The sequence below is a fragment of the Lachnoanaerobaculum sp. ICM7 genome, from assembly GCF_000287675.1.
Lineage (GTDB): Bacteria > Bacillota > Clostridia > Lachnospirales > Lachnospiraceae > Lachnoanaerobaculum.
This window is the reverse complement of record NZ_ALJL01000032.1, coordinates 13041-28847: the sequence shown is the minus strand read 5'-3', so window position 1 is coordinate 28847 and position 15807 is coordinate 13041. Positions and strand designations below refer to the sequence as shown.

Sequence of the window (15807 nt, the reverse complement as noted above, 5' to 3'; positions counted from 1 at the left end):
CCCTCCTAAAGTTCAATATCCTTATTCTTTGGAATAAGATTGGAAATCATAAATACTGCTACAACAATGAGTGCAACTATAACTGATGCTGCTGCTCCTACTCCAACTGCCGTATTACTTGAATCTGTACCAAATAAAACATTATATATATACATCAATGGTGAAACCGTCTTTGAAGATATAAAAACTCTTGACAGGGCAAAGAAAGCACATACACGACTAGTCCACAAAGTTAATGAAGTAACTAACGTATTGCGAATTAGAGGAAAAGTAATATTCAAAAATTGTGAAAACTTTGTAGCACCATCTATTTCAGCTGCCTCATAGAGACTTTTAGGAATAGCTTCAATTGCGGCCATATATTGAAGCATAAAATATCCTGTACAACTAAATACATACGCAATACACATAGAAATAAACATATTATCGGGAGATGTCCAAGCAAAACTTGCAGCCTTTTCTAGTCCAACAGAATTAAATAGCTTTTTTAGCATTCCAAAGCGTGAACTAAATACATATAATGTCCACATATATCCAAGTGCAATTTGTGGAATAACATTTGTCAAATATAACATTGAGCGAAAAAAGCCTTTTCCATATACTCCTGATGTTAACATAGTTGCAAATAATAATGAAAGTATAAAAACAACAATACCACAGCAGAGCCAAACTTTAAATAACATCATCAATGAATTAGGAAAACTTGTTGCCTTTAATGTAAAATAATTATCTAGACCTACGAACTTCCAAGTCACAATCTTACTACTAATTTGCTCAACATCAAAAAAGCTCATCAAAAAAGTTCTTAGAACCGGATAACAAAAAAAAGCAAGAAAAGGAATTATAGCAGGAGCAATAAATATAAATATTGTGGTTTTTTTTTGTCTCAATCTAATCACCTCTCACTTCCTATATACAATTAATTCATATTCTATAAAAGTTGGTACCTAAAATTAGATACCAACTTTTATTTTAAATAATTAACAGTCTATGTGTGCTTTACTTAAAATACGCTTTACATTCAGCAATAAATTCTTCTGCTGTCATTTTACCACCATAAAGCTTAGTACATGCAGACTGAAAAACAGGTAAAAAATCACCATTAGTTCTCATATGTCCATGTGCAGGCCACCTATTAGTAATTCCATCATAAATATGCTCAGCGTCAGCAATCATCTTCGGCCATTTAACATTAGGATCATTAGTAATAGGGATTGCATTACAATTCTTAACCATATAATCTCCCCATTCACCAAGTGTTAAATATGTAGCAAAAGCTGCACAAGCCTCAGCTTCTTCAGCTGTAGCATTTTTATTTATTGCTATACCATAACATCCATAACATAGAGAAGAGCCATCATCAGCACCATTCTCAACAAGTGGATATGTAAAGCTACCCCATCTAAAATCATCCCCTGCTGATTCACGTACATTATTAGGCATCCAAGAACCACATACATACATAGCAATTTTCTTATCAAGAACCATCTCTTGCTGTGCTTCCGGAGTAACAACTGTCATAATATTCTCTGCCCAATACCCCTTACTTGCAGCATCCTCGAATTTCTTTACAGCTTTTAAAACCTCCGGATTATCCCATGCTGAACCATCACCATTCGCTAACTCATTAGTTCCCTCAGCACCTAAAAGACGTTCCAAATAAAGACTCAAATTATAATCAATATGATTTTGATCAGAAGTAAATGGAGTATAACCATTCTTTTTAAGCGTAGCGCATACTTCCATCATTTCATCCCAAGTTTTTGGTTTTTCGGTTATGCCACATTCCTCAAAAATATCTTTGTTATACCATACATTTAAGAACTGTGGAGTATAAGGAAAGTATACATATTTCCCATCTCCTTGTGTCTTTGCCAGATTTTCATACGCAGGGAGAATACTGTCAGCATAAGACTTTCCACCTGTTTGAGGATAAGTTTTTTCGTAAAACTCACCCAAATCCATTAGATAGTCTTTCCATAGGCGAACAACATTATCGCTATTTGCCTCAAACATTGTTATATTATTACCTGCCTGAAGTGCCGGAGTAAGTGTAGATGAAATATCAGTTCCCTGGAAAGAAATTGAAATCTTTACTCCTGGATTCTCCTTCATAAATGCATCTGCTGCCGCTTTAATACTTTGACCATAATTAGAACTCTCTGTATATGACGACCAATATACTATGTCTGCGTTTAATTTGCTATCTGCATCTGCTTGCTTGACTTCCGGAGTAGCGTTTTCAGAGCTCTCATTTCCACTTCCCGATTTTACAGAACCATCACCTCCACTTGTTGTCGCACTGTTCCCACCACATGCACACAAAAAGCATAGAGATAATGCAACTGTCGAAAATAAATTTACAACCTTCTTCATTTTTTCCTCCTTAAAGAAATATTTTTATGTGAATCTTTAACTATTAAAGACTCTGTTTCATTTAATTACTTTTTATTAAAGTTCATAGTGAATAAAAATTATAAACCAAAATTGTGTACATGACTTTCACAAAATACACCTGTTAACGGATCATATATTATTTTTTGAACATAACTCCCAGGTGTTTCTATACCGGATAACTTTGTCCATTTTATTTCATATATTCCTTTTTTAACATCATCTGCTACTTCTATTTCCCCAATTTTTACATCATTTTTTTTAATCACAACCTTATTTTCTTCAAAATTACTCATATGGTAGACATCGCCATATGGTTTAGTTACAAAAACGCCATCATCTTTAACACACAAAGCACATACATCCGTTCCTAAATAGTCAACAAACTTACACCATTCTCCATTTTCAAAAGTTCTACAAACACCTTCTATACCGTCGATATAACATTTATTATATAATGTTTCTCCATTTTCTCCTAAATATAAGTGAGGAGCTTGAGAACCGACAAATGTTTCCCAACGATATATAAGATGCCAATGTGGAGGATAATCAGTATGAATTTCATTATTTGTTTCAAACCCCAAAATATACATATATCCTAAATTATTATTTGCTAGATATGATGGCAAATTTAGCATCCTTATAATTTCTCTCATACCCATTATATAATGGTGTGCGGCAATAATCTGCGTTCCGGGATAATTGATATTTCTGTACATTCCCGCTTTTCTTCCAATATGATTATGTTCTAATCTAATTTTTAAACCCGGCTCTTCAATCCGAGTATGTATACTAAGCGTTGTAGTACTTCCTGTAAACCCACTAATATCAAATTTAAATAATATTTGATTTCCATTTTTTTCAAACTGTATGTAATCTTTTTCTACCAATATTGCTTCTATATCTAATTCGTTTTTAAGTTCAAACGAAACATGTACATCCCCTTTATCATATTTTTTTTCATGTTCAATATAAAAAACAAATTCATTTGGTACTTCATAGCATAAATTAGGTTCATTTGAAATTCCAACTTCAAAATTTGCCTTTATACCCACTTTAATCATCCCATATATACCGGGACATTTTTTTATTATACGTATTGCTGTTTTCCTAATTGAATTATTAAGATATACATCATTAAAAGAAATCATTTCTCCCACCATTCTATATCTATTTACATTGTAATTATCTAAATATGAGGTTTAAACCTCATAAGATAATAAATTTTCTATTCCCACAATTTTTTCTGTAAAATCGTCTCTTTCCATATTTCTTGGAAGCACAGTTTCACATTTCATCTGAAAGTTTTTTTCTCCCTTTCTTTCAACCTTTATCATACTTACTTCAATACCAATATCCTCAAGCTTTTGAACTACTGTTTCTACATCTTCTTTTCTGTCTCCAACCAAAAACATTACCTTTGCTCGTAAAGGATCTTTTAGTATTTCGAGTTTTCTATGGAATAAACACTGCATAAGAAGTATAAGGATTGTACCTTCAAAACCAAGTATATACATTCTTGCACCTATAGCCATACCAATGCCTACTGTCATCCATATTCCGGCAGCAGTTGTCATACCTCGAACAAGCCCTTGTTTGCTGATGAAAATCAATCCTCCTCCAAGTATACCTATACCTGATATAATTCCTGCTGCAACTCTGGATATATCCACACTTGCACCTTCAATCGAGATAACATCTAAAAAACCGTATTTTGATACAATCATCATAAGTGCAGATGCTACGGATACTATGAAATGTGTTCTTACTCCGGCAGACTTCATTCTACTCTGTCGTTCCACTCCTAAAGCTGTACCACAAAGTCCGGCACATATAAGCTGAAATAAAAATATACTGTCATTCACTACATACCTTTCCATTTATCATCTCCTTATATTTATATACTATCGATACATTCAACTTTTTTGATGTTTCCCGTATATTGATCATATTCGATAATCTCTTTATAAGAATCTTGAATACAATCGATGTTATTCCATAATAACTTAATCTGTCCGTTATCAGTGTCATTTTTTACAGTAATATTACCAATATACCTTTCATCACAATATACTTTTACACCGTCTTCCCTAATATAAGGGGCAATTTTATAGGTATTTCCACCTGGAGAAGTAAGCTCCATACCTCCATCTTCTACCAGTCTAAAAGCAATTACATCCGCACCGTACATATCAACCATCTTGCACCATTCTAATGTCTGATACTTTCTGCATACTCCACTTATTCCGTCAATATAAGTTACATTTGACTCCATCTTGCCTTCTTTATCAATGTATATATGAGGTGCCTGTGAGCCACAAAAATATGGCCATCTGAATATCAAATGCCAATGCGGTGGATAATCAGTGTGTAACTCATTACAAGTTTCAAATCCAAGAAGCAATATATATCCGAGATGATTGTCATGCAAATATTTTCCTATACCCATATGCCTTAAGACTTCTCTTGCCGCAAATGTATAGTGAACCGAAGCATCGATTTGAGTTTGCGGATATGTATCTTTATCATATTTTCCCGCACACCTTCCAATATCGTTCTCTTCAACTCTAAGAGTAATGCCGTCTTCTCTTAAAATACTATGTGCATATAATGTTCTTGTCGGACCAAGAAGTCCACTAATTTCAATTTGAAATATATATTTGTTATTACTGTGATCAAATGCTATATATTTGCCTTCACATAATATATGTTTTATTTCATATTCTGCACTGTCCTCTACGTCTATAGAAATCAAGCAAGCATCTTTTAAGATAAAATGCTTTATATAAATTACAATTTCCCCGTCCGTTTCGTAGTATAAACCGTTTTCTTTTGTAATCTCACATTCAAAATCTGCACTTATATTAATCTTCGGTATTCCAAATATACCTTTTTTACTTTTAATAAATCTTATTGCTGTATATCTATATTTGCTTGATTTATAAGGAAAATCCGACATTTAAAGCCTCCTCTATCTGTCAAAGTTTTTTCTTTTTTAAATTTTTATAATCAGTCATAGCAGCTTCAAGTATTTCATCAATATCTAAATTCTCCATTATACCTTTTTTTACTGCCACACCTAATAAATTCTGCAACTCTTTTAATCCAATATTATCTCCATCTACTATCGGATAGGAGTTGGTCTGAACATTTTCAAAACATTTTTTCGCATAATCAAGCCATGGGTAAGCATCATTTACCTCAGTGTCATCATATGCCGATTTTTTTGCAGACATACCGCCAAGTAATACTGTAGCTGTACCTATATCATCTCGACTAATCCATTTCAAAAAGTCTAAAGCAATATCCTTATTTTTTGAATATTTAGAAATACCAAGAACACTACCACCAAGCATAGGATTATCTCCGGGTACGATAGACCACCCTATTTTCCCTCTAATCTTTGAGTCAGGTCCGACAAATCCACTAACATGATTTATCATATAAATACCCATTGCCGTATCACCTTCCGCAAACTCCTGAGCTGAATCTGTCCACCAATTGTGCTCTATTTTTGAGGAATAATTCCAAGAGTCTTTCGTTTCTCTTAATGCATCTCTTGCTGCCTCAGTATTTAAAAGAATATTTCCATTTTCATCAAATAATCTTTTTGAATGACTAAAATATCTCATCAAAAATTCAACACCGACAGTTCCGGGCTCTCCTGATGTAAAGCTGCAACCATACTTAATCGGAGATTCATTGTTAAATTCATTTGTAAAAAAATATGCAATACGATTATACTCTTCAAAGGTCTTTGGAACCTCTAATGATTTCTTGTACATCTCATAGTATAATCTTTTTAATCTTGTATCCTCGAACAAATCTTTTCTATAAAACAGTAATTGAATACTTGGTGTTCCCGGTAATGCATAAATATCACCATCAAGATAAGAATAATTTTTTAGTGCATTAGGCAAAAAACCGTCTAAGCTGTTACCGATATTGGATTCTATATTTGTAAGTGGCTCAAATACTGATTTAGCTAAAACCGGAAACCAATCTTTATCCATACGAACTATATCATATGGAAGTTCCGCCCCCCGGTTTTTTACCAGTTTATACATACTTTCATAGTCTGATTCTGTTATTCGTATCTTTATTCCGGTATTAAATTCATACAAATTTACCACTGTCTTAAGTGCTCGTGTAGTAGGGCTTGCAATAGATAAAATATTCAATATACTTTCTTCATTTTTTGAATTTATTTTTGGCCAATCTGAAAACCCTTTTGATTCTATAATCAGTTCATTTCTATTTTCCCAGTTACGGTTTATTAGATATGAAGCGGCATCTATACCCATTTTTCTATAGTCTATTTCATACCTAATAATATCTCTTTCAGGAATAGTATATACAGGAGAAAGTGAAACGATATCTACCGGCTTATTTCTATAGAAGTTTTGATATACACTTTTTACCGTTTGAGCCAATGATATACTGTCAGTAACGACTGCATCAGGTTGCATATGAGTAAAAACTCTCACTACATTCTGATATTTGCACTGCTCAGTAGTAACTCTCTCATATACTTCTGAGATCTTATCTGATTTTACAATACTCTCTAAAAATGAATTACGAAAGTCCATTTTCCCTGAATATGTAAGAGGTCCTGTTAAAAGAGCGACTTTTTCATAATTGCCTTGCAATATTTTTTTTGCAATCTCTTTTCCGGCCTCTATATTATCATATCCGATAAACTTACAATTATATGGCTGTTTATTAGATATAAAAACAACATCTTCATTTGAAAATCCTGCTTCATAGTAAGCCTCACTTCCATCTGATATGGATGTAAAAACAGCTACTCCCTCCGTCATTCTGGATTTAATTTTCTGAATCTGCTTCCTCTCATAATCATCATCGTCATTTGTAATATATAAATCTACTGTATATTCTTTTCTTTCCGCATAATCTTTAAAACTGGAAAAAAAATCTATGTATGTTTTATCATATAAATTTGGAACTACAACTGCTAAAATCTTTGCAGTACCCTTTCTGAGGTTTTGAGCCTTTTCATTTATAACATAGCCCATATCCTCAACTGCTTTCATTACTCTACGTATTTTATCACTGCTTACATTATCTTTCCCGTTTAAAACATTTGAAACGGTTGCCTGCGATACTTTTGCCACCTTGGCTATATCTTTTATAGTTGCCATTTTCTATACTCCAATCTGATTTGTAAGTATTAATGGTTTATTCCTCTATCCTTTAAATACTTACAGCATTGATATGTCCAATCAGTTTGAATTATATCAAAGCCATGGTCAACTAACCACCCCCATCCTTTATCCGGATCATCAATCATTGAGACATCATCCGTATGCCCGGCTGAAAGAGGTACTTTATAATTGTATAATACTGCATTCCCCCATAAAGTCTTGCCCCTCTTCTTCATACTCTCTATATATTCAGGTTGTATCACGGGGGACTCTTCTGTTTTAAACACAAGTTCAGCACCGATATAATTTATATTCATTTTTTCAATTATTTCAGAAGCATTATCTTCTTCCATATATATCGGCATAAACATATAATCATGTGCCACATCTTCAATTATCTTTAAAACACTTGGAATCGGGGCATGTTTAAGTAAAACCTGATCTTTCATGTTATGCCTTTCAACTGCTTTTATGACATCGGGTATACAGTCCCCAATACGATCAAGATTTAAAATACAACGACCTTTAAAATGCTCTAATACGTCATCAAAAGAATTTATTCCCCATTGTGTAGGATAAAAATCAACATTGATAAGTCGAAGTTTTTTTATCTCTTCACTGTCCAGTTTTGTAAGATCAATGTTTTTATTAAGTTGATACGGTTCTTTACCTGTATGAAAAATAAATATTTTACCATCAGTACTTTTAAAAAGATCCATCTCTAAAATTGAAGCACCGCCTTTTAGAGCTATATCAAATGCAGGTATTGTATTACAGGGAATATTGGAACCTGCCGCTCCACGATGAGCCACAACCTGTACATTATCATTATTGTATAAATGAAGTGTATTTTTCATTCTAACTTACCTCCGGCATTCCAATTTATACTATTTTCGGAACACGAAATCCTGCTTTAACAATATCATCTTCAATATCATCTCCTAAATGCATGCAATAAACACGTTGTCTTTCTTCATACGGAATAATCTCACATAATTTCTTAAGAGAATAATGTGATGTACTGTCTGTATCCAGGAATGTACATTCTTGATACATAGTCTTTATTTCTCCTGATAGAAAGGCGTTTAGAATATCTGACGGAACATTGCTTGTATCACCACTGTAGTATATTTTTTCTCCATTACATTCAAAAACAAATCCGCAACATAACATATCTGTAGCATGGCTTTCTCTCTTCACATAAATAGATAATCCGTCCGCTTCGCATTCTTTGAAGTCTGTTGTGAAATTATATTTATCAGTGTGAACTCCACTTTGATCCAATATATTTACAATAGTATCTTCCTCAGCTGCCAATAATACTTTTTTATCAAGTACATTTTTACAAAAAGAAAGAAAAGATCCCAGACTACCTATATGATCAGCATGAAGGTGTGTAAGCAGTACAACTATATTATCATAATCATATATTTCATTACGTGAAAACATAGCTTTAAAAGTACTCTCTCCACAGTCTATTAAGTATAGACAGTTATCATGCTCAAAAAATGCACAATTACTTCCCAGTACCGGGTAATATGCCGCTCCTATTCCGGTGAATTTTAATTCCATTTTATCTCCTTATTTTCCTATAATAAAATTTTTATATAAATCACCATAAGATTTCTCTATCTTTTATAGATGCGCTCAAATCCTCATCACACCCCATATCCAACGGACTTGGCTTTATAAACTCTCCCGATTTCCCTTTAATATAAGCCCCTTTGCTATTTAATTCTACTACTGCATACAACGGGCTCTTATATGGAAATGTATACTGAAGATTTGGGAAAGCCTCTTCTATTTCATCTGAAAATCTATGTTTTGCAAACTTTGTTCCGATCCAATGATTTGACATACTGTTTAGAGTATAGTAATACACTCCTTTATCACATTCCAATCTATCTACATGTGTATGTCCGTTTATACAAAGTCTAACTTTTTTACCGCTTCTATTGGCCTTTATGAATAAATTTGAAAGTTCATCAGCATTTTTTATACCCCTAGGGCTTTCATTTAGAGGTTGATGTGAAAATATTATTATAGGCATATCAGATTCCAACAGTTCTTTTTCAATCCAATCCATTTGTTCAGAATCAATATATGGTAAATCTTCAGAATCAAAATAATCCCCATAATAATAATCTTTAAGTTCTCCGGTCTTTGTTTTAAAATTATTACCGTCAACCACTAAGAATTTCCAACCTTTACATATGAAAGAGTAATATCTCTTATCCATTCCATAGAGCTTCATCGCCTGTTCCTTTGAGCAAAAATCGAACTCATGATTTCCAAGTACATGATAATGTGGTTTCAAAAACTTATTAAATTTCTCCAACAGTTCAATTTTCGGTACATCAGCCGGTACTCTCATTGCATTTTTAAGATTTATAGGCATATTCTTTTCTGAACATAGGCATTTACTTGTATCCTCAGGGTAACAAAAATCTCCCAGTTGAATGATAAAGTCAACATCTTCTTTCTTCATTTGTTCTATGAATGTATCCAGTCGTATTCTTCCATCATGCATAATATCCAGATGTAAATCAGTAAAAATTCCAAATTTTACATTACTATAATGCATTTTGCCACCTCAATTATTATTAAATTAACCCTTGACACCACCTGATGTTACTCCTGCCACAATTTTATCGGAAAGGAAAAGGTATATAATTACAGTTGGCATAAATACAATTACTACAGATGCAAACATTCCGGCCCAATCACCCGATTGCATCATTGATTGTACAGTCTGATAAAGACCTACACCTACAGGGCGAAGTTCAGATTTATTGGCAAAAATCAATGCCATAAAATATTCATTCCATCTGCTTATAAAGTTAAAAATTGTTACTGTCATAATCGCAGGTTGTGCCAATGGAAACATAATTCTCCAAAAGCATTGTATCGGACCACATCCGTCTATTGCCGCAGCCTCTTCATAAACATCAGATATTCCTTGAAAAAATGCCATTAGAAAGAAAGTTGTGTATGGTACTGAAGTTGCCGTATATATAAAGATCAAAGTCAAATGTGTTCCACTCAATTTTAATGTACTGACAATTGAAAACAGCGGCATAACAATCATAATACCCGGAATTCCAAGAGCTGTAATAATACTCTTTTTAATCAAACCGTTAAATTTAAATTTAAACCTGGTAAGGCAATATGCTGCAGGTGCGCTCACTATAATTGTAAGAATACATGAAGGCACTGTATAAATCACTGAATTTAAAAGATTCATCAATGCTTTATTTCTAAAGAAAGCTTTAGTATAATTTTCAAAATGTAACCCGGTAGATAATACATTTCCTGTAAAAACCTCTTTAGTTGATGACAGTGAAGCTGCAATAATCCAGCCAATCATAAATATTGTAAAAAAGGCCCAAATGATTCCAATAATATAACTAGGTAATAAAGTAACTTCTTTTCTCCATCTGAAATCGGACTTTCTTTTATTTTTCTTCATCACTTCACCTCCTATATCTCATAGTTATCATCTTTAATTGTATGATTTAAAATCATTGACACAATTACTACAATAACTGTCATAAGCACTGCCGCAGCGGCAGCCATTCCTGCATTTACCGACTCTGATGCTACTTCAGTTCCAAACAAAGTCTGATATGTAAATAACATAGGTGTATATGTATTTACACCGGAGAAAACTTGTGATAAGGCAAAGAATCCCATAGTCCTTGTTGTCCATAACACTATCGCAGTTCTTAAAACACCTTTTGTCAATGGGAAAATAATATGTCTAAAGCGTTGAAATCCTGTGATTCCCTCTAATGATGCAGCTTCAAAGTAATCTTTCGGTATCTTTTCAATTCCGGCTATGAACATCATCATAAAGTACCCTACATTACCGAACACATTTGCAATACACATCGAGAAAAACATATGATCTGAATTTAACCATTGATAATCTGCTAAAGCTTTTAATCCAAGTTTTGCAAACATAGTTGTAAGTAATCCAAATCTGCTATTGTATACATACAGTAACCACATATAACCTACTGCAATCGCTGCAATTACATTTGGAAGGTAAACTATGGTTCTAAAAAACTTTTTAAATCGGATATCCTTTGTAAAAGCCAGTGCAAACAACATAGATAAAACCATTGTAGCAATACCGTTGTAAATCCATATTTTAAGAATATTTACCATGGATCTGACAAATAAAGGTGTTTTAAATAACTTTAAAAAATTTCCAAAACCGACAAATTTCCAGTCCACTAACGGAGTAGTAACACTCTTTACCTTAAACAAGCTCATAGTAATAGTTCTTAATGTCGGATATAAAAATATAACTACCATAAGTACTACGGCCGGTAACATAAATATAATAATCGACCTTTTCGTCTGCTTCATAAAATCCTCCTTATGAAAAAATGTAAAGGCAAAATGCCTTTACATTTTAGCAATGATTTTATCACTGATATATACTAGAACTTGGATGCCATATCAACAAATTCTTCTGCTGTAATGCTTCCACCCATCAGCTTTAAACAAGCATCCGCAATAATCTGCTTACTGTTACTATTTAAGATAATCGCTGTCTGTGACGGATATCTGTTTGTATATTTTGATATAACTTGTTGTGCATCTTTTAAACTATCCGGCCATACACCGTCAACACCAACCGGAATAGCATTTGCCATATCTGAAAATTTCTGGTCAAACGCTGTAGTTACATAAACTCCAAAAGCTGCTGCCGCCTTAGCTTCTTCCTCTGTTGCATCCTTATTGATTGCAATACCATAGCTGCTGTAGCATCCTGATGTCTGATCATCAACTCCGCCTTCTACAGTTGGGAATGCGAAAGATCCCCATTTGAAATCATCCGGTGTTGAGTCTTTTACTTCGTTAGGAAGCCATGTTCCATTGATGTACATTGCTATTTTTTCATTTATAACCATACTTTGCTGTGCATTCGGATATGTATTGGTTTCTATAACCGGATCAAAGTATCCCTTCTTTGCCATATCCTCAATAGCTTTAGCCGCCTCTAACACCTTCGGATTACTCCATGCTGACGGATCATTGCTCAATTTTGCGACCTCATCATTACCCATTAAGCGGCTCATATAATATCCAACCCAGCTTGTAGCATAATTGCTGTCTGTAGTAACCGGAGTATATCCTTTTGCTTTGATTTTTTCACAAGCATCCATAAATTCTGTCCAGGTTTCAGGATATTTTGTTATCCCGCAATCATCAAATATGTTTTTATTGCAGAAAATCATAAATGCCTGCGGTGCGTAAGGAAAATATGAATACTTTCCATCAAACAGTTTTGCGGACAATCCTGACATACTCGGCATAATTCTATCAACATACTTCTCTCCACCGGTTGATTCGTATGACTCTTCAAAATATGGTGTAAGATCCATTGTCATTTCAGACCACATAGACTTAATATTATCAGCATTAGCATCCATCATTGTAACCTTTGTTCCTGCCGATACTGCTGAGCCAACCAGGTTTCTGTTATCACGACCGTTAAATGTAAAATTAATTTTGACACCCGGATTAGCCTTCATAAATTCATCTGCTGCTTCCCTTAATGCATCTGCTTGAGCTTCAGTTTCACTCCAACTTGACCAATACTCAATGTCTGCACTTAGATTTGCATCACCACTCTTTGCATTATCTGCAACGGATTCTGCAGACTTTGTAGTCTCCTCTGCAGGCTTAGATGATCCACCACCACAAGCTACCAGTGACATTCCCATTGCTACCGATAATGCAGCTGCCAACACTTTTCTCATAATTTTCCTCCTATAAAATCAAGGTTCTCTTTTTAGTAACTTTATTATAACGTTTAAATTGAAACGTGTCAATATTTTTTTACTTCTATAAAAACATTATAATATTCGCTTATGCGTCCTTAATAAACTTAGTAATCTACAGCTATAAACCAACACTTCATTCGAATATAATGCAAATAAAAAAAGCCCCGGTTTGAGGCTTTTAAATAGATTATCTTTTAAATAATCATAATTTTACTTAATATCTTATTTCTTAATTTCCTATAACTTATTATTTATAAGTGTAAATACATTCTCCGTATCCATATCATCAAACCGGTTCTTAACCCCTTCAGCTTCCTCTTCATCCGCAGGTCTTACATATCCGGCAAAAGGCTTCTTTTCTCTGACAAATGTGGTTCTGTCTGATATTTCTTCATCATCACTTATGCCTACCGCCTTTATATAATTTGCACCCATATCAAGGCTTACATTCTCAAATATAAAAATCTTTTTTCCTTCTTTTTCTCCAATATATTCGCCGTTTACAAACAATCTTACCTTTTCCATATTTGAATAGATCTTTATATTTATCTTTTCATCACTTCTGATGGCAAATCTCTTGCTTGCGATGTGAACAAATTTCTCATCTGACCAATATGCCTTATATACATAGAAAGCGTCTTTTTTTATTTTTCTGTCTATGGTTACAAGACCTTTATTGTTTCTGCCCTTAACACCTCCTTCATCTCTCATATCACAGCCGAAGTCAAACATATTCCAAACATATGAGCTCCATATCTCAGGTCTTTCAGCAAGAAGCTTTGCCATATGCTCATGATACTGTGCCTGATACTCCTCTGTATAATCCTTACATTCAGGTGTATTGGAATGCCAGCTTATAATACCCTCACAACCATACTCTGAAAGTCCTACCGCTCTGTTTGGATGCATGGCTCTAAACTTATCAAACCATACTTCGTTATCTGTATACTGTCCGCCATACCATCCAAAGTATAGATTGTATGCCAGTATATCTGTAATCTGATTGTGATCAGAATCCATTGGAAGCATTGACACCTGAGCCATTGTTGTAAGTCTTGTTTTATCAATACTCTTTACAAGCTCATCCAGCTCTCTTAAATTATCTGTAAGTCCGGGAATATCTCCCGCAATCGTTATCTCATTTGAAATTCCCCAAAAGCATATACTGCTATGATTGTAGTTTTGATAAATAAGCTCTTTCATCTGCTCCATAGCATTCTCATGTGCCTTTGGATCCTTATTCATTCTCGATATAAAAGGAATCTCAGCCCATACTACAAGTCCGTATCTGTCACAAAGCTCATAGAAATAATCATCCTGCTGATAATGTGCCAGTCTTACACTATTTGCACCTACGTCCATTATCAAGTCATAATCGTCAAAATGGTCAAGCTCTGCAAGTGCATTACCCTTTCCAAGTCTGTCCTGATGTCTGCTCACACCTCTAAGAGGTAGACTCTTTCCATTTAAGAAAAATCCCTTGTCAGGGTCTACATAATACTCTCTGATACCATGATTTACTTCTACATTGTCAAGTACTTCATTATGTCTTACAAGCTTTACACTCAATTTATAGAGGAACGGATCTTCTACACCGTTCCAAAGATGGGCATCATCTACCTTCAGGCTCAGCTTTGTTATCTTCTTTGCAGGTGCAACAACAAAACCTACATCCTCATAACTGTCACCGTCTTTTACCCTGGCCATTACCATATCCGATTCGTCCGGATCTTTTACATAGGCGGTAATGTCAATTATTGCATCATCACCGTCTATCTTTGAAGTAACAGCCACTCCGCTTCCTGCATAATACTCTATATCAAATCTTGTCTTAGATACCGATATAAGACTTACATTTCTGTATATACCACCATAGAATGTAAAATCAGCCATCTGAGGATATACATTGGAATGATTGGCATTATCCACTTCTACAGCCAGCATAAGAGCGTCTTTTTTCTCAAAGAATCTTGTGATATTAACTCTGAATCTTGAGTATCCACCTCTATGCTCCTGTACAAACTCACCGTCGATATATATTCTTGCTATAGAATTTACGCCTTCAAAATTCAAGATAAAATCACTCTCAGGTGATACAAGCGGTCTGATAAGCTTCTTTATATATACTGCTTTACCCTTATAATAGTCATTTCCACCATCCTGACCGTCAAAACCGTTATAGGTATGGGGAACATTGATCATATCAAAGCTCTCATCTATTATGAGTTTGTCGGTGACTTCAATATTCTTTTTGAAAAGCCAGTCCTTATTTAAATCATCTATGACTCTCATATATTTCCCTCCTAATTATAGTATCATTATTTTATAGATGAATTATAACAAGAAAATTCATTAAAAAATACTGTCTTTTAGCAAGAAATCATTCTTTCAATTTTTGAAATAAATTGTATACATAACATTGTTAGTTTTTAAACAATTTCTATTTAAAA

At 33.9% G+C, this 15807-nt stretch carries 13 protein-coding genes; all 13 read right to left on the bottom strand.

The genetic code is table 11. The annotated features are described in order from the left end of the window. Positions 1–5: 5 nt before the first annotated feature. The 13 genes from HMPREF1140_RS11245 to HMPREF1140_RS11185 all read right to left on the bottom strand — a co-directional run bounded on the left by HMPREF1140_RS11245 (position 6) and on the right by HMPREF1140_RS11185 (position 15649). On the bottom strand, positions 6–899 hold the full coding sequence (locus tag HMPREF1140_RS11245) for a carbohydrate ABC transporter permease (protein ID WP_009663966.1): 894 nt from the start codon (positions 897–899) through the stop codon (positions 6–8). Between the two features lie 100 nt (positions 900–999). Further along, positions 1000–2376: an ABC transporter substrate-binding protein gene (locus HMPREF1140_RS11240; RefSeq protein WP_009663948.1), complete on the bottom strand. Its 1377-nt coding sequence runs from the start codon at positions 2374–2376 to the stop codon at positions 1000–1002. Positions 2377–2474: 98 nt separating this feature from the next. Beyond that, positions 2475–3545, bottom strand: a complete 1071-nt coding sequence (locus HMPREF1140_RS11235) for a type I restriction enzyme HsdR N-terminal domain-containing protein (protein ID WP_009663959.1) — start codon at positions 3543–3545, stop codon at positions 2475–2477. 51 nt (positions 3546–3596) lie between these two features. Next, on the bottom strand, positions 3597–4274 hold the full coding sequence (locus HMPREF1140_RS11230) for an MgtC/SapB family protein (RefSeq protein ID WP_009663952.1): 678 nt from the start codon (positions 4272–4274) through the stop codon (positions 3597–3599). 17 nt (positions 4275–4291) lie between these two features. Beyond that, positions 4292–5353, bottom strand: coding sequence for a hypothetical protein (locus HMPREF1140_RS11225; protein WP_009663978.1), 1062 nt, complete (start codon positions 5351–5353; stop codon positions 4292–4294). 19 nt (positions 5354–5372) lie between these two features. Beyond that, positions 5373–7556: an extracellular solute-binding protein gene (locus tag HMPREF1140_RS11220; protein WP_009663949.1), complete on the bottom strand. Its 2184-nt coding sequence runs from the start codon at positions 7554–7556 to the stop codon at positions 5373–5375. Between the two features lie 29 nt (positions 7557–7585). Next, entirely contained in the window at positions 7586–8416 is an 831-nt protein-coding gene (locus HMPREF1140_RS11215; RefSeq protein WP_009663957.1) for a glycerophosphodiester phosphodiesterase family protein, read from the bottom strand. A 25-nt stretch (positions 8417–8441) separates the two neighbouring features. Continuing rightward, positions 8442–9131, bottom strand: coding sequence for an MBL fold metallo-hydrolase (locus HMPREF1140_RS11210; protein ID WP_009663945.1), 690 nt, complete (start codon positions 9129–9131; stop codon positions 8442–8444). 40 nt (positions 9132–9171) lie between these two features. Next, positions 9172–10143: a metallophosphoesterase family protein gene (locus tag HMPREF1140_RS11205; RefSeq protein ID WP_009663981.1), complete on the bottom strand. Its 972-nt coding sequence runs from the start codon at positions 10141–10143 to the stop codon at positions 9172–9174. Between the two features lie 24 nt (positions 10144–10167). Further along, positions 10168–11028, bottom strand: coding sequence for a carbohydrate ABC transporter permease (locus tag HMPREF1140_RS11200; protein ID WP_009663976.1), 861 nt, complete (start codon positions 11026–11028; stop codon positions 10168–10170). Positions 11029–11039: 11 nt separating this feature from the next. Beyond that, complete coding sequence (locus HMPREF1140_RS11195; protein ID WP_009663958.1) at positions 11040–11933, bottom strand: carbohydrate ABC transporter permease; 894 nt, start codon at positions 11931–11933, stop codon at positions 11040–11042. Positions 11934–12007: 74 nt separating this feature from the next. After that, entirely contained in the window at positions 12008–13333 is a 1326-nt protein-coding gene (locus HMPREF1140_RS11190; RefSeq protein WP_009663955.1) for an ABC transporter substrate-binding protein, read from the bottom strand. A 261-nt stretch (positions 13334–13594) separates the two neighbouring features. Beyond that, entirely contained in the window at positions 13595–15649 is a 2055-nt protein-coding gene (locus HMPREF1140_RS11185; protein ID WP_009663979.1) for a glycoside hydrolase family 2 protein, read from the bottom strand. Positions 15650–15807: the final 158 nt, after the last annotated feature.